This is a genomic window from Methylobacterium oryzisoli (assembly GCF_046557895.1).
GTDB classification, from domain to species: domain Bacteria; phylum Pseudomonadota; class Alphaproteobacteria; order Rhizobiales; family Beijerinckiaceae; genus Methylobacterium; species Methylobacterium oryzisoli.
Genome location: NZ_JBKIBX010000002.1, coordinates 37,278 through 61,413 on the forward strand (window position 1 = coordinate 37,278; position 24,136 = coordinate 61,413).

General features: G+C 71.2%; 16 protein-coding genes. 6 read left to right on the plus strand and 10 right to left on the minus strand.

The annotated features are described in order from the left end of the window. The first annotated feature begins 183 nt into the window (after positions 1-183). A complete protein-coding gene (locus tag ACKUB9_RS02590; RefSeq protein ID WP_407519166.1) occupies positions 184-3,024 on the plus strand; it encodes a PAS domain-containing hybrid sensor histidine kinase/response regulator in 2,841 nt (946 codons plus the stop codon). 49 nt (positions 3,025-3,073) lie between these two features. On the opposite strand, the gene ACKUB9_RS02595 is transcribed toward ACKUB9_RS02590, so the two are convergent. Continuing rightward, positions 3,074-3,799 (minus strand): class II aldolase/adducin family protein, encoded by a 726-nt coding sequence (locus ACKUB9_RS02595; RefSeq protein ID WP_407519167.1) that lies wholly within the window; start codon positions 3,797-3,799, stop codon positions 3,074-3,076. A gap of 322 nt (positions 3,800-4,121) precedes the next feature. Here ACKUB9_RS02595 and ACKUB9_RS02600 point away from each other — a divergent pair, with 322 nt between their 5' ends. Both ACKUB9_RS02600 and ACKUB9_RS02605 read left to right on the plus strand, forming a co-directional pair. Then, a complete protein-coding gene (locus ACKUB9_RS02600; RefSeq protein ID WP_407519169.1) occupies positions 4,122-4,808 on the plus strand; it encodes a class I SAM-dependent methyltransferase in 687 nt (228 codons plus the stop codon). A gap of 130 nt (positions 4,809-4,938) precedes the next feature. Then, positions 4,939-5,547, plus strand: coding sequence for a hypothetical protein (locus tag ACKUB9_RS02605; RefSeq protein ID WP_407519171.1), 609 nt, complete (start codon positions 4,939-4,941; stop codon positions 5,545-5,547). 312 nt (positions 5,548-5,859) lie between these two features. Here ACKUB9_RS02605 and ACKUB9_RS02610 read toward each other — a convergent pair whose 3' ends face one another. After that, positions 5,860-7,551, minus strand: coding sequence for an aminotransferase class III-fold pyridoxal phosphate-dependent enzyme (locus ACKUB9_RS02610; protein ID WP_407519173.1), 1,692 nt, complete (start codon positions 7,549-7,551; stop codon positions 5,860-5,862). Positions 7,552-7,586: 35 nt separating this feature from the next. On the opposite strand from ACKUB9_RS02610, the gene asd reads away from it, so the two are divergent. After that, a complete protein-coding gene (gene asd, locus ACKUB9_RS02615) occupies positions 7,587-8,468 on the plus strand; it encodes an archaetidylserine decarboxylase (protein ID WP_407519523.1) in 882 nt (293 codons plus the stop codon). A 209-nt stretch (positions 8,469-8,677) separates the two neighbouring features. Here asd and ACKUB9_RS02620 read toward each other — a convergent pair whose 3' ends face one another. The 5 genes from ACKUB9_RS02620 to ACKUB9_RS02640 all read right to left on the minus strand — a co-directional run bounded on the left by ACKUB9_RS02620 (position 8,678) and on the right by ACKUB9_RS02640 (position 16,792). Further along, a complete protein-coding gene (locus tag ACKUB9_RS02620; protein WP_407519175.1) occupies positions 8,678-9,811 on the minus strand; it encodes a GSU2403 family nucleotidyltransferase fold protein in 1,134 nt (377 codons plus the stop codon). Positions 9,812-10,211: 400 nt separating this feature from the next. After that, the gene (locus tag ACKUB9_RS02625) at positions 10,212-13,364 is read right to left on the minus strand and encodes an efflux RND transporter permease subunit (protein ID WP_407519177.1); all 3,153 of its coding nucleotides are present in this window, start codon (positions 13,362-13,364) and stop codon (positions 10,212-10,214) included. 41 nt (positions 13,365-13,405) lie between these two features. Continuing rightward, positions 13,406-14,290, minus strand: a complete 885-nt coding sequence (locus tag ACKUB9_RS02630) for an efflux RND transporter periplasmic adaptor subunit (protein ID WP_407519178.1) — start codon at positions 14,288-14,290, stop codon at positions 13,406-13,408. A gap of 107 nt (positions 14,291-14,397) precedes the next feature. Further along, positions 14,398-15,051: an OmpA family protein gene (locus ACKUB9_RS02635; RefSeq protein WP_407519179.1), complete on the minus strand. Its 654-nt coding sequence runs from the start codon at positions 15,049-15,051 to the stop codon at positions 14,398-14,400. Between the two features lie 127 nt (positions 15,052-15,178). After that, positions 15,179-16,792 (minus strand): caspase family protein, encoded by a 1,614-nt coding sequence (locus tag ACKUB9_RS02640; RefSeq protein ID WP_407519181.1) that lies wholly within the window; start codon positions 16,790-16,792, stop codon positions 15,179-15,181. Positions 16,793-17,197: 405 nt separating this feature from the next. On the opposite strand from ACKUB9_RS02640, the gene ACKUB9_RS02645 reads away from it, so the two are divergent. Next, entirely contained in the window at positions 17,198-18,019 is an 822-nt protein-coding gene (locus ACKUB9_RS02645) for a PP2C family protein-serine/threonine phosphatase (RefSeq protein ID WP_407519183.1), read from the plus strand. After that, entirely contained in the window at positions 18,016-19,827 is a 1,812-nt protein-coding gene (locus tag ACKUB9_RS02650) for a serine/threonine-protein kinase (RefSeq protein ID WP_407519185.1), read from the plus strand. Before ACKUB9_RS02645 ends, ACKUB9_RS02650 begins: the two co-directional genes overlap by 4 nt. Positions 19,828-19,830: 3 nt before the next feature. Here the strand turns inward: ACKUB9_RS02650 and ACKUB9_RS02655 are convergent, their stop codons facing one another. The 3 genes from ACKUB9_RS02655 to ACKUB9_RS02665 form a co-directional block, all read right to left on the minus strand. After that, positions 19,831-20,097, minus strand: a complete 267-nt coding sequence (locus ACKUB9_RS02655) for a hypothetical protein (RefSeq protein WP_407519187.1) — start codon at positions 20,095-20,097, stop codon at positions 19,831-19,833. Between the two features lie 172 nt (positions 20,098-20,269). Beyond that, entirely contained in the window at positions 20,270-20,485 is a 216-nt protein-coding gene (locus tag ACKUB9_RS02660; protein WP_407519189.1) for a hypothetical protein, read from the minus strand. Between the two features lie 116 nt (positions 20,486-20,601). Further along, a complete protein-coding gene (locus ACKUB9_RS02665; protein WP_407519191.1) occupies positions 20,602-24,084 on the minus strand; it encodes a nidogen-like domain-containing protein in 3,483 nt (1,160 codons plus the stop codon). Between the last annotated feature and the right edge of the window lie 52 nt (positions 24,085-24,136).

The window sequence follows — 24,136 nt, forward strand, 5'->3', positions numbered from 1 at the left end:
GAAAAGCGGACACTGAATTGTAACTCTATTACTTGACAATCGTTCAATCTCTACGTCATCTGGCGGAGGCAATGCCGTGCCGGACCGCCGGCGGGCGCCAGAAGCCCGTGGATGCGGAGGCGAGTCCGGATGGTTGCATGGCTTGGGAGGAATCTGGGGTGCCGCCCGATCGTCCCGCTCCTCGTGTCGGCCGTTCTCGTGGCGGCAGGCTCGGCCGCCATTCTGGCTGGGGATTCCTGGCCGGCCCTGGCCCCGCGCATCGCCGCCATCGCGGCGCTGGCGCTCGCGGCGGCTCTCCTCGGCGCATTCGCGGTCCGGTGGCGGGAGCGAGGCGGTCGCGAAACGGCGGCCGACCTCACGGCACACGGGCGGGCGCAGGACGCCCTCGCGCAGACCTCGGCGCGCCTCGCCAAGACCCTCGACTGCATGGATCAGGGCCTGGTCATGATCGGGCCAGACCGCACCGTGCAGGTGGCCAACCGCCGCGCCCTTGAACTCCTCGATCTCACGCCCGCGTTCATCGCGGCGCGCCCGACCTACCTCGCCTTCCGGGCCGCGGCGCGCCGCAGTCCGCGCTGGGGCAGCCTCGCGGAGGACACGCCGCTGCGGCTCTCGGAGGAGGACGAGGGCGAGCGGCGCACCACGGCCCTGCGACATGCCCCGGACGGGCGGGCGCTGGAGATCCGCACCCTGCGCACCGATGACGGCGGGATGATCCAGACGCTCACGGACGTCACCGAACGGCGCAGCGCCGAGGACCGCTACCGACTGCTGGCCGAGAACGCCACCGACCTCGTCTCCCTCTGGCCCGCGGCCGAGACGGGACGCATCTACGTCTCGCCCTCGGCGCGGGCGGTGGTGGGCTGGGAGCCGGAGGAATTCGCGCGGCTGCCCCTCGCCGGGCGCGTCCATCCGGACGACCTGCCGCGGGTCGCGGCCGAGATCGCCGGCCTGACGCCCGAGGCGCCGCGGCGGGTGAGCGAGCACCGCCTGCGCCACAAGGCCGGGCACCACGTCTGGGTCGAGGCGGTGCTCCAGCTCACCAAGGCCGGCACGCCCGAGGAGGCCCTGATCCTGTCGGCCCGCGACGTCACCGCCCGGCGCGCCGCCGACGCGGCCCTGCGCGAGAGCGAGGCGCTCCACCGCCTGCTCGCCGAGCGCACCGGGGACATCATCGCCCGGGCCGACCTCGACGGGACGCTGCGCTACCTCTCGCCCGCGGTGGAGCGGGTGGTCGGCTTCGCCCCCGAGACCCTCCTGAACCGCAGGACGACCGATCTCGTGGATCCGGAGGACCGCGAGGCGGTGCGGCAGGCCTACAAGCGCCTGCTCGTGGCCGATCCGGGGGCGGAGGCGAGCCTCACCTACCGGGTGCGCCATCGCAACGGCCACGCGGTCTGGCTCGAGGTCAACCCGACGCTCCTGTGCGACGAGGCCACCGGGGAGCCCCTCGGCTACGTCGACGTGGCGCGGGACGTGACGGTGCGCAAGGCGGTGGAAGCCGAACTCGCCGCCGCCCGCGAGCAGACCGAGGCCGCCCGGATCGAAGCCGAACAGGCGAGCCGGGCGAAGACGGACTTCCTGGCCTCGATGAGCCACGAGATCCGCACGCCGCTCAACGGCATCCTGGGCTACACCGATCTGCTGCTCGACGACGACGCCCTGAGCGGCAGCCAGCGCCGGCAGGCAGAGCGGATCCAGTCGGCGGGCTCGGCGCTCCTGACCATCGTGAACGACATCCTCGACTTCTCGGAGATCGAGGCGGGGCGGATCGACCTCGACCCCGCGCCCTTCGACCTGCGCGGCCTCGCCGACAACGCGGTCGCGATCGTCTGGCAGCTCGCGCAGCGCAAGGGCCTGATGCTCGACGTGGCGGTGGACCCGTCCGTGCCGGCGCGGCTCGTCGGCGACCAGAACCGCCTGCGCCAGATCCTGCTCAACCTCCTCAACAACGCCCTCAAGTTCACTCCGCGCGGCAAGGTGACCCTCGCGGTGACGCGGGCGCCGTCCGGCACGGTGCGGTTCGCGGTCAGGGATACCGGCATCGGCATCGCGCCCGAGCGCCAGGGCCGCCTGTTCCAGCGCTTCAGCCAGGTCGACGGGTCGATCCGCCGCGAATACGGCGGCACGGGCCTCGGGCTCGCCATCTCCAAGAAGCTCGTGGAGCGGATGGGCGGCATGATCGGCGTGGAGAGCCGCGTGGACGAGGGCTCGACCTTCTGGTTCGCGGTGGACCTGCCGGAGGCTGCGGCGGCGACGCGACCGCCGCGCCCGCAGGCCCCGGAGCGGACGGTGCGGCCCCGGCGAATCCTCCTCGCCGAGGACCTGATCGTGAATCAGGAGCTCGTCCGCGCGGTGCTGGAGCGCGCCAGCCACACGGTCGAGGTGGCCGCCGACGGATGGGAGGCGGTCGTCGCCGTCCGGACGAAGCCCTTCGACCTCGTGCTGATGGACGTGCAGATGCCCGGCCTGGACGGGGTGTCGGCGACGCGGCAGATCCGGGCGCTGCCCGGGCCGGCGCGCGACGTGCCGGTGATCGCCCTCACGGCCAACGTCCTGCCCGCGCAGGTGGCGGCGCTCCGCGCCGCCGGCATGAACGGCCACATCGGCAAGCCCTTTCGGCGCGAGGAGCTGCAGGCGGCGATCGAGCGCTGGACCGGCGGGGAGTCCCACCGGCCCGCCCCGGTCGACCGGACGGTCTACGACGACCTCGCGGACCTGCTCGGGCCGGCGCGCCTCGCCCGCCTCCTCGACGATCTCGCCCGCGAGATCGCGGACCGGCTGAGCGACGCCTGCCTCGACGGCGCGGACCTCGCCCGTCTGCGCAGCAACGCCCACGGGCTCGCCGCGGCGGCGGGCAATCTCGGATTCGCGGAGCTGGCGGGCCTGTGCCGGGATCTGGAGCGGGCCTGCGGGGAGGAGCGCGGCCGGCCCGGACCGGACCTCGACGCCCTTCTGGGAGCCGTGCGCCGGGGCCGCGACCGCGCCCTCACCGAGATCCACCGCCTGCGTCCCGCCGCGTGAGCGGCGGCCAGCCTGGAGCAGTCGTTCGCGGGCGGTTACGCGGCCTGCCTCACGGCGGGGGGCGCCGCCCCCCCCGGGCCGCACCGCGCCCCGGCCGCCGGGAGGGTTCCGGCGCCGCCTTGAGGCCGTAGGTGGCGAAGCCGGCCAGCACTTCGTCGATCTGCTCCCGGGACAGGATCACCGGGCCGCCTTCGAGCTGCAGGCTGTAATAGTACTGCTTGGCGAGCGCTTCGAGTTCCACCGCCCGCCACATCGCCTTCTCCAGGCTATCGCCGATGGCGATGATGCCGTGGTTGGCGAGCAGGCAGGCGGTGCGCCCGTGGAGCGCCGCCAGCGCCTCCTGCGAGAGCGCCTCGGTGCCGTAGAGGGCGTAGCCGGAGCAGCGCACGTCGTGCCCGCCGAAGGCCGCCACCATGTAGTGGCAGGCCGGGATGGCGCGCCGGGCGATCGCCAGGGTGGTGGCGAAGGTGGGGTGGGCGTGGACCACCGCGTGCGCATCGGGGCGGCTGCGCAGGATGTCGCGGTGGAAGCGCCACTCGGTGGAGGGTTTCAGCGGCCCCTCCCACACCGTCCCGTCGCCGTCGAGCGGCAGGGCGGCGATCATCTCGGGCGTCAGGCGATCGTAGGGCGTGGCGCTGGGGGTGAGCAGCATGCGCTCCCCGCAGCGGGCCGAGATGTTGCCCGAGGTGCCCTGGTTGAGCCCGCTGCGGTTCATCTCCAGGCAGAGCGCCACGATGGTCTGCCGCAGGGTCGCCTCGTCCACGCCGTCTCCCACGCGGTTTCTCCCGGCCAGTCCGGAGGCCTGTTTGGCGCACGAGGCCCGCCGGACACAAGCACCCCGAAAATCCACCCCGCCCGCCCGCCGTCATCCGCGCGTCATCGATCAGCCGGCTGAATGTCCGCGCACAATACAGTTCACGCGCCGGCCATATCTTCAGCCGGCAAGGTATCCCTCCGTGACGGCTTGAAGTCGTCATGTTTCTGTTAAGGACATCCACTACCGCTCGGTCCCCGAAACCGGGTGCGCGGGCGCGGACCGCCCGACATCCGCCCGTCGCCGGCGCGCCCTCCTCCCATCCGTCCCGAGGTGTCGATCGATGTCGCCCCATTCGAACAGCCACGCCGCCTCCGCCGACGCCCTCCCGGGGCGGGACCTCGACACGGATGCGGTGGCGCGGGCCTACGGGCGCTGGGCGCCGGTCTACGACATGGTGTTCGGCCGCGTTTTCGCCCGCGGGCGCAGCCTCGCGATCGAGGCGGCCGAGCGTGCCGGCGGCCGGGTGCTGGAGGTCGGGGTCGGCACCGGCATCTCGCTGCCGGCCTACCGCCGCTCCACCCGCCTGTTCGGGGTCGACATCTCGGAGCCGATGCTGGCCAAGGCCCGCGAGCGGGTCCGCGCGCTCCGGCTCCAGAACGTGGAGGGGCTGGCCGTCATGGACGCGGAGCACCTCGACTTCCCGGACGGCGCCTTCGACGTCGTGGTGGCGCAGTACGTGGTGACCGCGGTGCCGAACCCGGAGGCCGCCCTCACCGAATTCGCCCGCGTGCTGCGGCCCGGCGGCGAGATCGTGATCACGACCCGGATCGGCGCCGAGGGGGGCCTGCGCGGCGCGCTGGAAAAGACATTTTCGCCGATCGCCAACCGGCTCGGCTGGCGTACCGAGTTCTCCTTCGCCCGCTACGCGCGCTGGGCCGAGGCCAACGGCATCGCCATCGTCGAGCGCCGGCCCCTGCCGCCGCTCGGGCATTTCGGCCTGCTGCGCATGGCCAAGCCCGCCGCCTGAGCGGCGCGGCGCTCCGGCGCCCGACCTCCCATCCCGTTCCCGCCGCAGGCTCCCGCCGGACGACAGCAAAGCGCCCGTCCGCCGCCTGCCGGAGCGCCGCAATCCGAATGCGTTGGAGGAGACAGGTCCGATGAGCAGCTTTCTCGAAGCCCTGCGGGTGCAGCGCTGGGACGATCACCGCTACTACCACCACAGCCGCATCAACCAGGCGCTCCACCTCGTGAGCGCGGTGAGCTTCCTCGTCGCCTACGCGATGGCCTTCACCGACCCGGCGGTCGCCGCGCTGATCGGCTGGCTCGTCGCGATGACCAGCCGGCAGGCCGGCCACCTGTTCTTCGAGCCCAAGGGCTACGACGAGGTCAATCAGGCGACGCACGAGCACAAGGAGGAGATCAAGGTCGGCTACAACCTGCACCGCAAGGTCGTGCTGCTCGCGATCTGGGCGCTGTCGCCGCTGCCGCTCTGCGTCGACCCGACCTTCTTCGGCCTGTTCGCCGCGCCCCAGGGCCCGGGCGACATCGTCCGCCACGTCGGGATGATCTGGCTCGTGCTCGCGGTCGCCGGCCTGCTCTTCCGGACGGTGCAGCTCTTCATCGTGCGCGACGTGCAGACCGGCCTCGTCTGGGCGGCCAAGATCCTCACCGACCCCTTCCACGACATCAAGCTCTACCACAGGGCGCCGCTCTACCTGCTCCAGGGCGAGCTGATCGACCGCGGCGTCGCCCACCGGCACCATTGACGGCAGGACGGACCGACACGCCCCTCTTTGGTAAGGCGCGCGCAGCACCCCCTCTCCCGAGTGGGAGAGGGGAAGGGGTGAGGGTGCGGGAGGGAGCCCGCAAGAAGGCGAAACGCTGCCGCTACCAGCACGACGGTTGGCGAAATTCCTGAGCCGTTCCGCTCCCCTCGCCACGCTCACAGCCTCAGACGGAAGCGTCACACCCTCACGCGGGATCTTCGATCCCCTGCCCCTCTCCCACCCGGGAGAGGGGTTTTCCCGCGCCGGGTCCTTCGGCGGCGGCAGGAGCCGATGCGTTCCCCGAGTCTCCCCTCACGCCTCGCGCACGGGCGCGCTCCCGAGCCACGCCGCCTTGCGGGCGGCCGCGACCTCGCGCAGGACGCTGCGGCGGAGCTGGCGGTTCGTCGCCCCGGTCTCGTGCCACCAGCCATCCGCCTGCATGGCGCGGGCGGCGGCGACGAAGCGGTCGGCCACCGCGGCGAACTCGGCGTCGCCGTAGGCGAGGCTGAAGATCAGGCGGCCGGTGCCGATCCACGACAGGGCCAGACCCTCGGCATGCAGGTAGTATTGCAGCATCCAGTTGTAGCGCGACGGGCGCGTGTAGAGGACGGTCCAGATCGTCGAGAGGGCGGCGACGCGCACCGGCAGGTCCTCGGCGGCGAGCCGCCGGTTCAGTGCCTCGGCCCGCGCGGTCCAGCGGGCGTCGAGCCCCTCGTAGAGCGCGCGCGTCTCCGGGGCGTCGAGATGGTCGAAGAATTCGGCCATCGCCCCCATCACCAGCGGATGGGCGTTGAAGGTGCCGCGGGCGAAGCACACGTCGACCGGCCGGTTGTCGCGATAGCGCCGCATCAGGTCGGCCCGGCCGCACAGCACGCCGACCGGCAGGCCGCCGCCCACCGTCTTGCCGTAGGTCACCATGTCGGCCCGGACGCCGAAGTATTCCTGCGCCCCGCCGGGCGCGAGGCGGAAGCCCACGAACACCTCGTCGAAGATCAGCACGATGCCGCGCGCCGTGCAGACCGCGCGCAGCTCCGCGAGCCAGGCCGCGTAGGCGGCCCGGTCGAGGCCGGCCGTGCGACCGCTGTCGACCAGGGCGGAATCCGCCGGGGCGGCGGCGTTCGGGTGGAGCGCCTGGAGCGGGTTGACGAGCACGCAGGCGATGTCGCGGCGGGAGCGCAGCACCCGCAGGGTCCGCTCGGACATCTCGGCGAGCGTGAAGGTGTCGCGCGCCGGGACCGGGTTGCCGATGCCGGGCTGCACGTCGCCCCACCAGCCGTGATAGGCGCCGCAGAAGCGCACCACGCGCGGGCGCCGCGTGTGGTAGCGGGCGAGGCGCACCGCCTGCATCACGGCCTCGGTCCCCGACATGTGGAACGAGACCTCGTCGAGGCCCGAGACCGCGCGCAGGCGGGCGACGTTGCCGGCCACCACCGGGTGGGGGGCGCCCAGGACCGGCCCGAGATCGCGCACCCGCGCCGCGCCGCGCTCCAGAAAGCCCTTGTAGACGTCGGGGCCGTACAGGGTGACGCCGTAGGAGCCCGCGAGGTCGTACAGCACGTTGCCGTCGAGGTCCGTCACGGTGACGCCCGAGGAGGCCTGCAGCGCCGAGCCCGCCGAGAGCTGTTCGCGCACCATCCGGGCGAACTGGAACGGCACCCGGTAGAGGCCGGTGAACTGCAGGTCGGACAGGCCCTCGCGCATCTGCGCCGTCACCCGCCGGGTCTCGGGAAAGCGCGTGCGGTAGAGGGCGGCGAGCCGCGAAAAACCCGCTTCGCGCCGCGCCGCCACCGCGTCGGGCGCCCCGTCCGCGCGGAAGAACGCCGCCGGGTCGTACTCGTAGAACGGGATCAGCCCGGCGACGCGCCGGGACATGCGGGCGTGGCCCGCGAGCGAGCGGTGCTTGGCCCGCGAGAGCTGCAAGCGCTCGCGGAGCTTCCAGACCATGCCGGCGGCGGCCGCCGCGCCGAGGGGAGCGAGAGCGAGGGTCGACCAATGTGCATCCATGACGACGTGGCGTACCGGGGCCGTTTCACGGGATGATGACACTCCGCTCCACGCTCGCGCGCCTCGCCGCGCAGGAAGACCTGAACTTCCTGCTGACGAACCGCCTGCCGCGCCGGCTCGCCACCCGCTTCATGGGCTGGTTCAGCCCGATCGAGCAGCCGCTGGTGCGCGACGCCTCCCTGGCCCTCTGGCGCCTCTTCTGCGACGTCGATCTCAGCGACGCCAAGACCACCCGCTTCCGCAGCCTGCACGACGCCTTCATCCGCGAACTGAAGGACGGCGCCCGCCCGATCGCGGCCGATCCCGCCTTGCTCGCGAGCCCCTGCGACGCGATCGTGGGCGCGCACGGCCGGGTGGAGGGCGGCCGGGTCTTCCAGGTGAAGGGATTTCCCTACCGCCTGTCCGACCTGCTGCCGGACGCCGAGACGGCGGCGCATCACGCGGGCGGCACCTACGTCACGCTGCGGCTCACGGCCGGGATGTATCACCGCTTCCACGCGCCCCACGACTGCCGGGTCGACTCCGTCACCTACGTGGCGGGCGATACGTGGAACGTGAACCCGATCGCGCTCAAGCGCGTCGAGGCGCTCTTCTGCAAGAACGAGCGGGCGGTGTTGCGCACCACGCTCCTCGCCTCCGGCCACCGCGTCACCCTGGTCCCGGTGGCGGCGATCCTGGTGGCGAGCCTGCGCTTCCGCTTCCTCGACATCGCCCTCGACCTGCGCCTCAAGGGACCGCGCACGCTCCCCTGCGACGCGCGCCTGCGCAAGGGCGAGGAGATGGGCTGGTTCCAGCACGGCTCGACCATCATCGTGCTGGCCCCCGAGGGGTTCCGCCTCTGCGAGGGCCTGCGCGAGGGCGGGCGCATCCGCATGGGCGAGCCGCTGATGCGCCTGCCGCCGGGTGACGCGCCTTAGGGGCTCGACGCGATCCGTTTGGGCCATGCCGACGGCCTCCTTGGCAGGTCCGCCTTGAGGCACACGGTGACATGGAGCCGTGCGACGGGACCGTGTGGCGAGCCGAATGTCAGGCTTCAGGCCGCTGCGGCCCGACCTCTCCGACAGGGAAGGCAGGCATCCCCGCCGCGCGGTTGCGGATGCGCTGATCCGTGGCCGCGAACGGTCCGTCACGGTTCGGGTCCGGCGCCGGTCTCGTCCGTGGGTCGGTCGTCCGCTGGGTCGAGCCACGGGATGTAGGGACCGGGATCGCGGCATTCGATGCGGGCGATCCGTCTTATGCCGTCCTCGAGGATCGCCTTCCTGTCTCCGCTCAGCCGCTCCGCGCCGAGCGCGAGATGGCGCCGCCATCGCGGTCCACGGTCATGCGCCTCCGTCCACGCCATGCCGAGGTCGACGGTCGCGCCGGCGAGCCGCTTGGCTTCGATGATCGCGCTGCATTGAGCGATGTCCTTGGCGATCCTGGCGCGGTCATGGCTTGCCCGCAGGCAGGCGACGATGAGCTTGTGCACCGCGTAGCGCTCGGGCGCGGGCACGACCACGGGAACTCCCCCATCGTAGAGCGCGACGGAACGGATCGGTTCCTTCACGAGGAAATCGAGGAACTTGAGAACTTGCGCTCCCATGGTCCTCATGACCCGCGACGGGTAGACGGACGTCCGGGCGCGTCCGGGCGGGACGAGAAGTTCGACTTTGTAGCCAGTGCTGTTGCAGAACCCGACCGGGATCGACGACTCGGACGGATGGAACACCGGCTCGAAGGTCGGATCGATCCCTTCCAGAAGACCCGGCAAATCGATCATCTCCCGGCCAGGAGGAAGGAAGAACTCGGCGAAGTCCGCGTCCTGCGTGCGATACTCGGCCTCGTCGAGCAACACGCCCAGGGGGCCGCTGTAGGTCTGATAGGCCAAGGTGCCGACGAGAACCACGCTGTTCCAGGCATCGGCGCTGGAAAAGGCCTCCAGGATCCTGCCCTCGATCGGGGTGGGCGCCGGCAGGCCGCTGCGGCGGAGCTTCGCGATCAGCTCGCGGCGGATGCGGTAGAAGCCCTTGTCTCGCCCGAAATTCTCAACCAGACCGCGCACTTTCTCATCATCAACTGGACCAACATAGGTCAGACTGTGTTTTCCGGGCGCATCTTCCACGGCCCGCTTGTAACCTTTGTAGTAGAAATACTCCCTCCTGCCGCGTTTTTGCTTGACGAAATTGCCATTTTCAGGAAATCTACGGTCGGACTTGCCGTCAAAAGCCTTCGAGCACAGATCCGCGAAAGCGATCTGATCGAGATGGGAGAGCGTGCGCATCGGCGCGTGACCTTGCTACCAAAGCATGCGTTTTGGTAGCAAGTTGCCTGGTATTCCGCCACAGGCTTGTTACCAGAACGGCAGAGTTGGTAACAGGTGGACCGCTCTCGCAGGGCTGTGAGGGCGTTGTCGCGGGGCTCGATCATGCTGGCCACAGCGACGACGCGGCCTGATGGAACGCGCTCGGGCGATCATCATTCGGCAGAGCCGGAACTCGGGCCGAGTGCAGGCCCCTTTGGCGGTCGCCCGCGTGCCCGAGTGGCGTCGGAGGCGGAGCGTCCGGCTCCTGATGAAGGGGCCGGGTCCAGCGACCACCCTCAGCAGCCCTTCGCACGGCCGAGCGGATCGAGGTCGACCCCGACCCTCCCCGCCCGGGCTCCGGGCGGGGACGCACGCCCCATCAGGTCACCGGGGTCGCCCTCGGGCCGGGTCCGGCACCGGCGGGATCGGATTTCGGCGCCGCGGGGGTCTTCGCGGCCTTGGCGGCGCGCCGGCGCTCGGCCCGGCGGCCGAACCAGGCGCCGATGCGCTTGGGCGTGTCGGCGATCACGCACATCAGGCAGAACACCGCCGGCACGAAGATCAGCGACAGCACGGTGGAGAACAACAGGCCGCCGATCACCGCGATCGCCATCGGCGAGCGGAATTCGCCGCCCGCGCCGAGTGCGAGCGCCGAGGGCACCATGCCGGCCACCATGGCGATGGTGGTCATCACGATCGGGCGGGCGCGCTTGCGGCCCGCATCGATGATCGCCTCCTCGCGCGACAGACCGTGGCGCATCGATTCGATGGCGAATTCCACCAGCATGATCGCGTTCTTGGTCACGATGCCCATCAGCATCAGGATGCCGATCCAGACCGGGGTCGTGAGCTGCTTGCCGGTGATCAGAAGCGCCATCACGGCGCCGCCGAGCGAGAGCGGCAGCGAGAACAGGATGGTGATCGGGTGCAGGAAGGACCCGAACAGCATGACGAGCACGGCGTAGACCATCAGCAGGCCGGCCCGCATCACCTCGGCGAAGCCGTCCGAGAGTTCGGCGAGATTCTCGGCATCGCCCGACTGGCTCACCTGCACGCCCTTGGGCAGGTTCTTCATGACGGGGAGCTGGTTGATAGATTCCAGCACGTCGCCGAGGGCGGCATCGCCCACGAGGTCGGCCGCCACCGTGGCCTGCCGCTCGCGGTCGTAGCGGGCGATGTTGGCCGGCCCGTCCTGGAAGGTCAGGTCCGCCACCGCCGAGAGCGGCACGCCGCTCTTGGCGGCGGGCGTCGGGATGCGCAGCTGCTCGATGATCTGCCAATTGAGCCGGGCGCTGTCGTCGAGCTGCACCCGCACCGGGACGAGCCGGTCGCCCGCGTCGAACTTGGCGAGCGCCGGGCCGACATCGCCGATGGTCGCGACGCGGATCGTCTCGGAGAGCGTGTCGGCGGTGATGCCGAGCCGCGCCGCGAGGTCCATGCGCGGGCGGATGCGCAGTTCCGGCCGGTTCAGGGTCGCCCCCGAGATCACGTTGCCGACCGTGGGCAGGCGGCGCATCTGGTTGGCGAGTTCGTTGGCGACGCTCGCCACCTTGGCGCTGTCCTGGCCGTTGACCACGAGCGAGATCGCCCGCAGGCCGTTCTCGTCCACGAACCAGTAGCGGACGTCCGGCACCTGGCGCAGGCGTGCCTCGACCTGCTGCTCCAGCTGGCGCTGCGTCACCGTGCGGGTGGTCTTGTCGGTGTAGTTCAGGATCAGGGCGGCGCGCCGCACCTCCAGCTGGCCGGCGGCGCGCCCGCCATCCACGAAGATGCTCTTGACCTGCGGGATGTTCGACCGGAGGTCCTTCACGATCACGTCGGTGACGCGCTGAGTGTCGGAGGCCTGGCTCCCCGGCGGCAGCTCCACGAACAGGAGCGAGCGGGCGGTGTCCTGGGCCGGCAGGAAGCCCTGCGAGAGCAGCCCCATGCTGGCGATCGAGGCGGCGAAGATGCCGATGCCGAGCACGACGGTGAGCAGGTAGAAGCGGACCGACTTGGTCACCAGCCAGACATAGGCGCGCTCGACGCGGCCCGGCGGTTTTTCCTCGTGGACGTGCGCCTTCATGATGTAGGCCGCGAGCATCGGCGTCACGAGGCGCGCGGCGAGCAGCGAGAACAGCACCTGCACCGCGATGGTGATGCCGAACTGCTTGAAGAACTGGCCGGCGATGCCGCCCATGAAGCTCGCGGGCGCGAAGATCGCCACGATGGTGAGGCTGATGGCGATCACCGCCAGCCCGATCTCCTCCGAGGCGTCGATCGCCGCCTGATAGGGCGATTTCCCCATCCGGATGTGGCGCACGATGTTCTCGATCTCGACGATCGAATCGTCGACCAGGATGCCGGTGGACAGCGTGACGGCGAGGAAGCTCACGAGGTTGAGCGAGAACCCGAGCAGGTCCATCGCCCAGAAGGCCGGGAAGATCGAGAGCGGCAGCGACACCGCGACGATCACGGTGGTGCGCAGGTCGCGCAGGAACAGGAAGACCACGATGACGGCGAGCGCCGCGCCCTCGAACAGGGTCTTGATCGCCGCCTCGTAGTTGCCGAGCGTGTAATCGACCGAGGTGTCGATCAGCGTCAGCTTCACGTCCGGGTACTCGGTGTGGATCTGGTCGACCTTGGCCTGCACGGCCTTGGCCACCACCACGTCGCTCGCGCCCTTGGCGCGCTTGATGCCGATGGCGACGACGGGCTTGGCGTCGAGGCTCGCGAAGGTGCGCCGGTCCGCCACCGTGTCGGTGACGACGCCGAGGTCCTGCAGCCGGATCTGCCCGCCGCTCGAGAGCGGGATCATCAGCCCCTTCAGCTCGTCGAGGGAGCGCGCGCCCGCGAGCGCCCGGATGGCGAAGTCGCGCCCGCCGAGTTCGGTGCGCCCGCCCGCCACGTCGACGTTGATGCCGCGCAGGCGCCGGCTGACGTCGACCGCGGTGAGCCCGAACGCCTGCAGCCGGTCGGGATCGAGGGAGACCAGGATCTCGCGCTCGGAGCCGCCGATGGTCTCGACCTGCGCCACGCCGCGGATGCTCTGGAGGCGGCGCTTCACCACCGTGTCGACGAAGTAGGAGAGCTGCTCGGGCGTCTTGCCGGGCGAACTCGCCGCGTAGGTGACGATGGGCAGGCCGACCACGTCGACGCGCTGGATCAGGGGCGCCTCCGCCGAGCGCGGCAGCTCGGCCTGGATGCGGGTGATCGCGTCCTTGACGTCGTTGAGCGCCCGGTCGGTGTTGGTCTCCAGGCGGAACTGCACGGTCGTCACCGAGACGCCGTCGGTGACGAGCGAGGAGATGTGGCGCACGCCCTCGACGCCCGAGACGCCGTCCTCGATGGTCTTGGTGACCTGCGCCTCCAGCTCCGCGGGCGCCGCCCCGAACTGCGCCACCGCCACCGAGATGATCGGGATGTCGGCGGAGGGCAGCCGGGTGATCGGCAGCTTGCCGAAGCTGATCCAGCCGAGGATGAGCAGGATGAGGGAGATCAGGATCGACGGCAGCGGGCGGCGGATCGCCCAGGAGGACACGTTGAAGGACAAGGGCGCGCTCGCGTCGGTTCGGGGTCAGGAGGCCGCCGGCCTCAATAGGCCGTGCCCGCGTTGGCGACGACGGTGTCGCCCTCCGCGATGCCGCTGCGGATCTCGACGTCGTCCTCCGAGGAGGAGCCCACCACGACGCGCCGGACGCTGATGCGCCCGTTGCGCACCACCTGCACGCTGGTGGTGTCGCTCCGGCGCAGGATCGCCGAGCGCGGCACGGCGACGCCGCAGCTGCGCGCCGTGTCGACGAGGGCGCGCGCGAACATGCCGGGCCGCAGGTCGGGATGGGCGGAGACCGAGAGCATGGCCCGGCCGAACTGGGTGGCCGGGTCGACGTCGGTGGCCGGCACCCGCACCTCGCCCGGCAGTTCGAGGTCGTTGCCGACGAGGATGCGCGACTCGGCGCCCGCGCGGATCTTGGCGATGTACAGGCTGGGCACCTGCACCATCAGGTCGAGGTCGCGGTCGAGGCTGAGCTGCAGCAGGGGCTCCATCTGCACGCTGGTGAGCCCCCCGATCCGGGCGGTGCTGCGGTTGACGGTGCCGGCGGCGGGCGCCTTGAGGGTGAGGCTGGCCGGCAGGGCCGAAGGCTGCGCCCGCGCCGCGGCGGCCGCGGCGGCCGGATCGTCCGCCCCGATGCGCACGAGGCGCACGAGATCCTGCCCGGCCGTGACCGCGTCGCCCTCCTGCACGAGGACGTCCGAGATCCGGTAGCCGTCGACGTTGAGGCTGACGAAGGCTTGGCGGCGCGGCATCAGGTAGCCGGTCACCCGCACGTTGTCGGAGAAGCAGGCGCGGCGCGCCCGCACCGTCTCGGTGCCCCCCTCGCCCTGCGCCGCCGCGGGAGCGGCGAGGCCGCAGGCGAGGAGAAAGGCGCCCGCGGCGCGCAGGGCGGCGGCCGGGAGCCGGTCGCGGTCAGGACGCATGCATCTCTCTCCGGCGGGAGCCGGACCAGTTCGGAAACATCGGCGGATGCCCGAGCGGGCATCCGCCCCGGGAGGCGCGGCTCACGAAACCGGGCCGCGACGGCGGATCAGTAGCGCGAGGCGGACTTCACCCCGGACATGTTGATCGTCGTCACCCGGCGGTTCGTCGAGGCGGTCGGGTTGGCCGAGTCCTTGAGCTGGGTCTTGCCGTAGCCGACGCTGACGAGGTTCGCGGCCGGGACGCCGTAATTCTGGACGATGTAGTCCTTGACCGCCTCGGCCCGGCGCTCGGAGAGCGTCTGGTTGGTCTGGTCGCCGCCCTTGCCGTCGGTGTGGCCGACGATCAGGAAGGTGTTGCCCTTCAGCTCGGGCCGCGCCAGGGCCGCGCCGAGGCTCTTGACCATCGGCAGGGCCTTCCCGCCGATCTTGGCGGAGTTGTAGTCGAAGGGGATCTCCAGATCGATGCTCGGCTTGTCGGCGGAGGCCGCCGCGAGCTTGGTCCGCTCGCTCGACGTCAGCGAGGTGCGGTTGCGCAGGCTGTCGAGGAAGCCGCGGTCCTCGTTGACGCTGCTGTCGCCGCGCACGGAGGTGGAGAGGCTGCGGGTCTGGCCCATCGTGGGCGGCGCGAGCGCCTTGACGATGTCGGCCTCGCTCACGGCGCTCTGCGCCTGGGCGCCCGCGACCGAGGCGAGCAGGAAGAATCCGGTCAGCACCGCCGCCCGCATCGTGCGCGGCCGAGCGATATCATGCGATTTGGTCATCACGACGCTCCTGATCAAAGTCTTGTCCACGTCCAGACGCTCATCGACGTTTCTTGGATTGCCGCCAATCTCGACTTTCGTCGGCATCCACTTTATTCCCACGTCGAGCCGGCGCGTGTGCGCTAGCTCACCGGAGTCCGTATTGGGCGAACTCTTTCTCGAGGCCGGGATCCATCCGGAGGGCGTCGTTGATGTCACTCCGCCCCTCTTCGGCTTCACCGGTCCGCACCCGCGCCAGCCCGCGGCCGTACAATGACGATGCCTGCCTTCCATTTCCCTTCAGGGCGGCATCGTAGTCTCGGATCGCGAGCCCGGGAAGTCCTATCTTCAGGTTGACGAGGCCACGACTGTCCAGAGCATCAGGAAAATTTGGCTTCAGCTTCAAAGCCTCGTTGCAGTCGCGCAACGCACGGTCGAGTTCGTCCATCATGGCCCGCACCCAGCAGCGGTTGTTGAGGGCCTCGACGTCCTGCGGGTTGAGCCGGATCACCTCGTCGAAATCGGCCACCGCGAGGCTGTACTCGCGATGGATCGCGTAGAGCTGCCCGCGACGGTAGAGCGCCGACCCGTCGGTGGGATTGCGCTCCAGCACGCGGTTCAGCTCCGCCTTCAGGCGCTCGTCCTCGCGCGTGTAGGGCACCACCTGCACGGCGATCTTCGGGGCGGGCTTAGGTGCCGGATCGAGCTTTTCGATCTCGGCACGCGCCCGCTCCGCCCAGGCTCCGGTCGGGAACTTGGCGAGGAAGCGCTCGTAGGCGGCCTTGGTGCCCGTGCGCCTGGCGGACCCGAACTCGGCGGCCGGGTCGGGGGCGGGCTCCGGGGGACGCGCCGCATCCGGCCGCGGCGGCGCCGGGATGTCGATGACGCGGGGCGGCTGCTTCTCGCGATCGGGCAGGGCCGCCACGGGCTTTTCGGCCGGCCGCTCGGCGGGCGCCGGGGCGGGCCGCTCGGGTGCGGCGGCGACCGGACGCGGATCGGTCCAGGCGCCGGGCGCGCTGTCCTTCAGCGACGAGTAGACCCAGGGCACCTGGGTGTTCTGGGTGGCGTTCGACACCGCGGTGCGCACCCGGTCGAAGACCGGGCGGGAGACCGCGTCGGCCCCGGCGATCTGGCGCGAGAGCTCTTCGGCAAAGACGCTCTTGGCGGTCGTGACCTGCCGCAGCATCAGCCCGGGCTGGGCCGAGTAGAACACCACGGTGTTGGGCGGCGGCTCCCCCGCCGGCGCGAGGCCGGTCGAGAAGCTGCGGAAGCGCCGCTCGAACGGATTGCGGTTGGCCGCGTCGAGCACCACGTACTTCAGATCCGCGCCGCGCTTCTGCAACTCGCTCAGCACGCCGTCGACGCTGACGCCGTCTCGCCGCAGATCCGCCTCCGACCAGATCTGCGCATCGACGGGAACCAAGTAATTCTGCTTGTTGGACTGAATGCCGTAGCCGCTGAAATAGAACAGCACTACAGTTCCGGCCTTCACCTTCTCGTAGAGTCGGTTGATCGCCTCTTGCAGCGTCCGCTTGGTCGTGTTCTCATGAACATCGACCGCGAACCCTTTCTGCTGCAGAGCAGCCGCGAGAGCGCGGGCGTCCTGGACCGGCGTCGTCAGCGGCGCATCACTGTCGGGATACTGTGCATTCCCGATCAAGAGAGCGATTCGATCGCCCTGTCTGCTTTGCGCGATGGCAGGTTGAAGCGTCTGGCACACGCTGATCGCGAGCAGAATGCCGACAACCCACAACGCACGCATGACGTCCTCAAAGAAATGCTCAGCAGCCGCAACTCAGCGCCGGAAGCTTATGGCCTCCGCCCGGCGCTGACAAGTTTAACGGACGCGGCCGGACAGTCCGACCACACCAGATCTCGACATCCTCCCCCGCCTGAATTGCGCAGGCCGGGCTCCGGGGCGGCCGGGAGCATCGCCCCCTTGCCCCCGGTCCGGTCTTCCTTAAGGCCCGCCCGGCGGCGTGGCCGTGCGGACGCACACCCGCGCCGTCGCGCCGGGACGGGACCAGCGGAACGGGGACAGTGGCGCGCGGCACACGTCGGCACACTTGCCGAACGCGGCGGCCTCGGTCAGGGTTGAGGCGGCCTGACGGTCCCGGTCGGGTCCAGCGGATGCCCGACGCTCCGCCGCTGCGAGAACGGTGGGACCATGAAGAAAGACCCCTACGGATCCGGGCTGCGGCGCGCGGAGGCCGCGCTCGACCTGGGTTCGGCCTGCCATGCCGGCCGCGTGCGCGCCCTCAACGAGGATCGCTTCCTGCTCGCGCCGCAGAGCGGCATCTTCGCGGTGGCGGACGGCATGGGCGGCCACGAGGCGGGCGAGGTCGCGAGCTCGGCGGTGGTCGAGGCCCTGGCGGCCGTGACCCCGGCCGTCTCGGCGAGCGACCTTCTCGACCAGCTCAAGGCCCGTCTGGCCGATGCCAACTCCGACATCCGCAAGGTCGGACGGGCGCGTGGGGCGATCGTCGGCACGACGGTGGCGATCCTGCTCGTCTACGAGCCGCACTTCGTCTGCTTGTGGTCGGGCGACAGCCGCGTCTACCGGGTGCGGGCGGGGGCGATCACGCAGCTGTCGCGCGACCACACCGAGATCCAGTCCCTGGTCGAGCGCGGCGTGATCACCCCGCAGGAGGCCCGGACCTGGCCGCGCCGCAACGTCATCACCCGGGCGATCGGCGTTCAGGCGGAACCGGAGATCGACATCGACCACGGCCTGCTCGAAGCCGGCGACCTGTTCATCCTGTGCTCGGACGGGCTCACGCAGCACGTGGCGGACGGCGAGATCCTGGCCGCGGCGGCCGGGCCGCAGGCCGCGTCGGGGGCGCAGGCCGTGTGCGACGCGCTCCTCCAGCTCACCCTCGACCGGGGGGCCACCGACAACGTCACGGTCGTGGCGGTGCGCTACCTGGGGCCGAGCAAGGCGGCGGCGCCCGCGCGGCCGCCCGATGCTCCGGAAGGCCCGCGCGCATGAGCGAGGAGACGGTCTTCATCCCGCCTCAGGCCCGCCGCCCCTTCATCGAACCCGGGACGCGGCTCAACGACATCTACGTGATCCGCGACCTGATCGCCTCGGGCGGGATGGGCGAAGTGTACAAGGGGGAGGCGCTGGCCACCGGCGACGCGGTGGCGATCAAGGTCGTCAAGCCGGACCTCGCCCGCAACACCTCGGCGCTCGCGCTGTTTCGGCGTGAGGCGTCGGCGCTGCACAACCTCTACCACGAGGCGATCGTCCGCTACTTCGTCTTCTCGGTCGACCCGAAACTCGGACTCCCCTACCTGGCGATGGAGTTCGTGGACGGCGTGTCGCTCTCCGAGCGCCTGGAGCAGGGGCCGCTCGACGGGCCGACCCTGTGCCTGCTGCTGCGCCGCCTCGCCGCCGGCCTCCAGGCGGCGCACGACCTCGGGATCATCCACCGGGACGTGTCGCCCGACAACGTCATCCTGCCCGGCGGCAACGTCGCGCGGGCCAAGCTCATCGATTTCGGCATCGCCCGGGCGCCGAGCACCGACGGCACCGTCATCGGCGGCGGCTTCGCGGGCAAGTACTCCTACGTCTCGCCCGAGCAGCTCGGCCTGTTCGGCGGCGACGTGACGCCGAAATCCGACCTCTACAGCCTGGGCCTGCTGCTCGCGCACGCGGCGCGCGGCCGGCCCCTCGACATGGGCAGCAACCACGTCGACGTGGTCGAGAAGCGGCGGCGCGTGCCGGACCTGTCGGGAATCGACGAGCGGATCCGGCCGATCCTGCAGGCGATGCTGCAGCCGAACCCGAAGGACCGGCCCGCCGACATGGCGACGGTCGCGGCCCTGGCGGCGGTCGAACCGAAGGCCCCGCGCCGCCTGCCGACGGCGGCGCTGCTCGCGGCGGGCGGCGGAGGGCTCGCGGTCGCGACCCTGGCGGCCGCTGTCTACCTCGCCCTGCCGGCGCGTCGGTCCGATCCGCCGGCCCCGGCGCCGACCACCAGCGTCACGCCCGCTCCGCCCGTGTCGAACCCACCCCTCTCGGCCCCCTCCCCTCCTGGCACGTCGTCCGAACCGGTGCGGACGGAGCCGCCCCAACAGCCGCCCTTCGGCAAGCCGCCGATCGTCTCGCTGCCCGATCCCGGCGACGAGCCGGACGAGCCGCCGCGCACCCGGCAGGATCAGCCCACCGTCACGGTGAGCGCCGAGGAGGTCGAGAGCTTCATGCGGCGCTACGACGGCGGCGACTGCTTCTTCATCACGCCCGTCTCGACGCAGCCGCCGGACATCCTCGTGGACGCCTTCGGGCGCGCGACGCAGCCGTTCCACGCCTTCGACAAGGCTTTCCAGAACGCCCTCGGGGTCGAGCCGCACATCAGCCTGCGCCAGGTCACCGACGCGCAGTGCCCGGTGGTCAACTTCCTGGCCCGCCACTACCCGCAGCGCGACGCGCGGGCGGCCAGCATCGCCATCGTCTCCGACCTCCTGCACAACGGCCAGGACCTCGTCGGCACGGTGGAGACGCGCGGGGACCGCAACGTCGACCTGCTGCTGATCGGGGATGACGGACGGGTGACCAATCTCGGGCGCCACGCCCGGCGCAACGGCGACACGCTGCGCTTCACGATGCGGGTCGAGGGATCGGGCGCGCCGCGCCCCCAGGTCGTCCTGGCGGTGACGAGCCAGAAGCCGCTCGCCAGCCTGCGGTCCGGGATCAACGCCCGGGCCGACCAGCTGCTGCGCCAGATCGGCGACGAACTCGACCGCGACCCCCGTCCGGCGGGAATCGCGGTCACCTACTTCAAGCTCGGGGGATGAGGATCAGGGCATCCGCTGGAGCAGACGGATGCCCTCGATGTCGAAGCGCGTGAAGGCGCGCGGCTCGACCACCGGCTCCCAGCCGCGCCACGCGGCGGGCCCGCGCCAGCCGGCCTCCACGTAGGCGACGCGCGGCGCGCGCACCTCGCGCGGCCCGATCTCGCACCCGTACGGCCCCCAGACGTGGCAGGGCGCCGCCTGCGCGGACGTCGCCGCCAGGGGCGCCGCGAGGACGAGGGCCGACAGAAGCGTGGCAGCGCGCAAGGTCATGATGGGCTCCGGAAGAGAAAGGATCGGGCGTGATCCGGCGATGATTGTGCGTGCGGAGTTGAGATGGTGTGTCTCGCCGGCGAATGCAAGCTTCACCGCTCACGATATGTCCGCACGACGCGGAGCAAGACTGTGCGCCGGCGCACCCCGCCGACCGGCGCCCGCCCCAGCCTCAGCGCATCCGCTCCAGGCGGCGCAGGCCCTCGATGGAGACGCGGCCGAAGCGGCGCGGCGGCGCCTCCCGGCGGAGTGTCGGTCCGCGCTGGCGCGCCAGGGAGGAGGCGGACGGGCCACGGCTGCGCAGGCGGGCCTCGGCGCCGTCGGGCGCCGCGCCGGCCGGCACGGCGCCGGCGATCAGGAGGCAGAGGGGGAGCGCGTAGCGGAGCATCCTGGTTCTCCGGGGCGGTGACGGACCCCGCTGATGCCCGTCCGCGCCTGAACGCCGGATGAGAAAAAGGCCCGGCTGCGAGGCCGGGCCTTCCTGGATCGTGCGGTGCGAAAAGGTCAGAACGAGTTGAACTGGTAGCGCAGACCGGCGCGACCGCCGCCCGCCACGAGGTCCTCGCCCACCCGGACGTCGCCCCGGATGAAGCCCGACAGGCCGGTCTTCAGGTTGAAGAAGTTGAGCGACGCCTGGACCTCGCCGCGCACCTTGCCCTGGTCGCGCAGGCCGGACACGCTGGCGATGCCGCCCGTGAAGGCGCCGCTCAGGCCCGATTCGTGCAGCACGCTGTAGACGTAGCCGGTGATGCTCGGCTCGATGCGGATGTTGTCCACCACGGTCTCGGTGCCCACCCGCGCGCCGATGCGGCCGCGCAGAGCGTCGCCGTCCAGCAGCGGGATGCCGGTGGCGGTGAACCGGGCCTGCTGATCGAAGTGGGTCGAGATGTATTCGAGGCCGGCGGTGGGCTCGACGTAGAGGTTGTTGTCGAGCTGGACCCGGTAGCCGACGTTGGTGGTGAAGTTGTAGTTCTGGAGGCCGGTCGACTGGCGCAGCAGCGGCCCGACGATGTCGAGGCCGAGCAGGTCGACCTTGAACAGGGCATCCACGAACCACGGCCCGTTCAGGTAGGTGCCGTACACGCCCACCGTGCCGCCGTCGTAATCCTGCTGGCCCGCGCCGCGGTTGAGCCGCACCGAGGAGGCCGTGTAGCCGGCCATGACACCGAGGATCAGGCCGTCATCGGGCTTGGTCAGCCCGCTGATCACCACGTCGGCACCGCCGAGGAAGCCCGCGGTGGTCTGGTTGTAGCCGAGGTCGCGGAAGAAGTTGTTGCCCGCGAAGGTGAAGCTGGTCGAGCCGGTGCGCCGCTCAAGGTCGCCGAAGCCGCGCGCCCAGATGGCCGGACGGGACTTGGTCTCGACCGGCGGCGGAGCGAGCTTCGGCGCGATCGGATCCTTGCTGACCAGCGCCGAGTACTGGGACAGACCGTTGTACTGGAGGGCCTGCGGGATCGACGTCTGGCCGGTCTGGAGCGCCGAGCGCACCTCGGTGACGCGGTCGAGCACGGCGGTGCCGCCCTGGGTCGAGATGCTGCGCGCCGCGATGACGGCGGTGGCGCCCGACAGGCCGATGGCGTTCGGCACCGCCCCGACGGCGATCGTGCTGCCGCCCCCGGCGAGATCCGAGCGGACGAGCACCGCTTCGAGCGCGCCGAAATTCTGGGTTCCGGCGAGCGTGAAGGCGTTGGCGTTGAGCGTGGTGCCGGTCTGGACGACCACCGGCGAGATGGTGAAGGGCGTGCCCGGCGTGAGGTTGTTCACGAGGACGCCGGTGCTGCCGCTCGCCGCGCCGGTGATGACGAGGCGGTCGGCGGCGCCGGTCTGGCTCGACGTGTTGACGAGCAGCGTGCCGTTGCGGCCGACATAGTCGCCGTTGACGGTGAGCTGGCCGCCCGCGGTCGGGGTGCGCAGGTCGATCGTGCCCGCGTTGGTGAAGCGGGACAGGTTCGAGAACGCGGCCGTCTGGCTGCCGAGGGCGACGACGCCCGTGTTGTCGAGCGTCCCGCCGCCGAAGGTGCTGGTGAGGGCCGCCGCGAAGCGGCCCGAGTTGGTGAAGGTCGAGCCGGTGCTGAGCGCGACGCCGCCCGTGATGGTGCCGCTGTTGTCGAGCCGGGTCGCCAGCGCGCTCTGCGTCGTGTTGATGGCGATGCCGGAGGTGCCGGTGATCGAGCCCGCGTTGCCGATGGCGAAGGTCGCGGCCGAGGCGCCGGAGGCCGGCCCGGCGGCCGCCGCATCGATGCCCAGCGCGGCGATGATGCTGCCGGTATTGGCGAGCTTCAGGCTCCCGTTGAGGGTCCGGGCGAACACGCCGACGCGGTCCGCCGCGATGGCGCCGGTGTTGAGGATGCTCAGGTTCGTGGCGCCGGCCGCCTCGCTGCGGGGCGCCGCGACGGCCGCGATCCCGGCGGCCTGCGCGGTGATCGTGCCGCCGTTGGTCACCGAGGTGTTGCCGCCGAGCGCCGCGATGCCGATGCCCGGGAAGGGCTGCGTGGCGCCGTCGGACAGGATCGTGCCGCCGAACCGGCTGAATTCCTGGCCGATGTTGGTGACGCCCGGCAGCTGCCCGCGGACCTGGCTCGGGATGGCGGGGATGCCGGCGCCGTAGGTCAGGTTGCCGGTATTGACCACCGAGACGGCATCCGTCCCGTAGGCGGCGAGGCCCGCCTCGCGGAACGCGACGGTGCCCGTATTGGTCACGGCCGTGGTGTTGGAGAGCGTCGCGACGCCGATCGCGCCCGTGATCGTGCCCGCATTCGTGATGGCGGTGCTGCCGGCGTAGACGCCGACGATGCCCACCGGCGCCGTGATGGTGCCGCCGTTCGTCACCGTGAGCGCGCCGAGGCCGTTGCGGGCCAGGACGCCCACCGTGCCGGCGGTGATCCGCCCTTGGGTGTTCACGGTCGCCGGGCCGGCGTAGCCCCCGCCGTCGATCTCGATGCCCGCGCCGGCCGGCGCGTTGAGGGTCGCGCTCGCGTTGACGTTGACCGTCACGCCCGCGGTCGCGCTGGTGGGCATCACCATCACGGCGCTGCCGGTCGCGGCGGCGTTGATGGTCGTGTTGTCGAGGACGTTGAGCGTGAAGGTGTTGAGCGGCGTGTAGAAGATGCCACCGTCGTAGACCCGGTTCGGTCCGCAATTGGCCACCGTGGTGGTGGAGGCGTTGTCGCCCGCGCCGCAGCTGCGGGCGAACACCACCGCGCCGCCGCGGACCGGGAACAGGAACTGGCCCGGCACCGTGCCGTTGCCGCCGGTGGCCAGCGCGTTCGGGCCGCCGTCCAGCAGGGCGCCGTTGACGAGCGAGCCGGGGAGTTCGAGGTAGGTGCCGGCCGCGCCCGTGCCGGCCGAGTAGCCGGCCGAGGCCGAGGTGCCGCCCAGCCCGTTGGTGCCCCCGCTCGCGTCGCCGGTCTCGAACTGGATGCGGTTGTAGTTGAAGTAGATGTCGAAGTTGCCGGCGCCGGTGTCCTGGCGCGCCGCTAGGATGACCTGGAACGTGTTGGTCTTGTCGACCTTGTTGGAGAAGTAGCCCACGTTCGGCCACGTCACGCCGAAGGCGGTCTGGCCGTTGTAGGTGCCGGTGCCGTACGAGGTGACGCCGCTCGCCGGGTTGCGGGTGTCCACGTCCGCGAAGAACGGCGCGATGATCGCCGGGCCGACATAGCCGGCGCCGAGACCGACCGGCGTGAACTGGCTGAGCGGCTGGCCGAACGTCACGTTGCCGTTGTTGTTGACGAAGACCTGATTGTAGGTCGTGCCGAAGAAGTTGGCCGCGAAGGGCAGCGCCACCGCGCCGGAGGAGCTGTCGTCGTTGCGGGCGAGCTGGGTGGCGTCGAAGCCGGGCGCCACCGCCTGGGCCGCCGCCTCGCCCGCCGACACGAGCGCCCCCGCCACGGTCAGCCCGGCGCAGGAGACGCCCACGAGGAGGGCCCCACGGATCCGCTCCAGACCCTGGGCACGGACCGGCTCGCGCCCCGTCCCCGACACCATGCCATCCTGCACCATAACCCGCCCCGCACCCCCTGAACTTGGCCGTATCCTG

Bases quoted from the DNA above. Each gene is read 5' to 3' on its own strand.
- ACKUB9_RS02655 (WP_407519187.1), bottom strand. From the start codon at position 20,097: ATGACCTTGCGCGCTGCCACGCTTCTGTCGGCCCTCGTCCTCGCGGCG.
- asd (WP_407519523.1), top strand. From the start codon at position 7,587: ATGACACTCCGCTCCACGCTCGCGCGCCTCGCCGCGCAGGAAGACCTG.
- ACKUB9_RS02610 (WP_407519173.1), bottom strand. From the start codon at position 7,551: ATGGATGCACATTGGTCGACCCTCGCTCTCGCTCCCCTCGGCGCGGCG.
- ACKUB9_RS02665 (WP_407519191.1), bottom strand. From the start codon at position 24,084: ATGGTGTCGGGGACGGGGCGCGAGCCGGTCCGTGCCCAGGGTCTGGAG.
- ACKUB9_RS02660 (WP_407519189.1), bottom strand. From the start codon at position 20,485: ATGCTCCGCTACGCGCTCCCCCTCTGCCTCCTGATCGCCGGCGCCGTG.
- ACKUB9_RS02645 (WP_407519183.1), top strand. From the start codon at position 17,198: ATGAAGAAAGACCCCTACGGATCCGGGCTGCGGCGCGCGGAGGCCGCG.
- ACKUB9_RS02630 (WP_407519178.1), bottom strand. From the start codon at position 14,290: ATGCGTCCTGACCGCGACCGGCTCCCGGCCGCCGCCCTGCGCGCCGCG.
- ACKUB9_RS02650 (WP_407519185.1), top strand. From the start codon at position 18,016: ATGAGCGAGGAGACGGTCTTCATCCCGCCTCAGGCCCGCCGCCCCTTC.
- ACKUB9_RS02620 (WP_407519175.1), bottom strand. From the start codon at position 9,811: ATGCGCACGCTCTCCCATCTCGATCAGATCGCTTTCGCGGATCTGTGC.
- ACKUB9_RS02605 (WP_407519171.1), top strand. From the start codon at position 4,939: ATGAGCAGCTTTCTCGAAGCCCTGCGGGTGCAGCGCTGGGACGATCAC.
- ACKUB9_RS02600 (WP_407519169.1), top strand. From the start codon at position 4,122: ATGTCGCCCCATTCGAACAGCCACGCCGCCTCCGCCGACGCCCTCCCG.
- ACKUB9_RS02635 (WP_407519179.1), bottom strand. From the start codon at position 15,051: ATGACCAAATCGCATGATATCGCTCGGCCGCGCACGATGCGGGCGGCG.
- ACKUB9_RS02640 (WP_407519181.1), bottom strand. From the start codon at position 16,792: ATGCGTGCGTTGTGGGTTGTCGGCATTCTGCTCGCGATCAGCGTGTGC.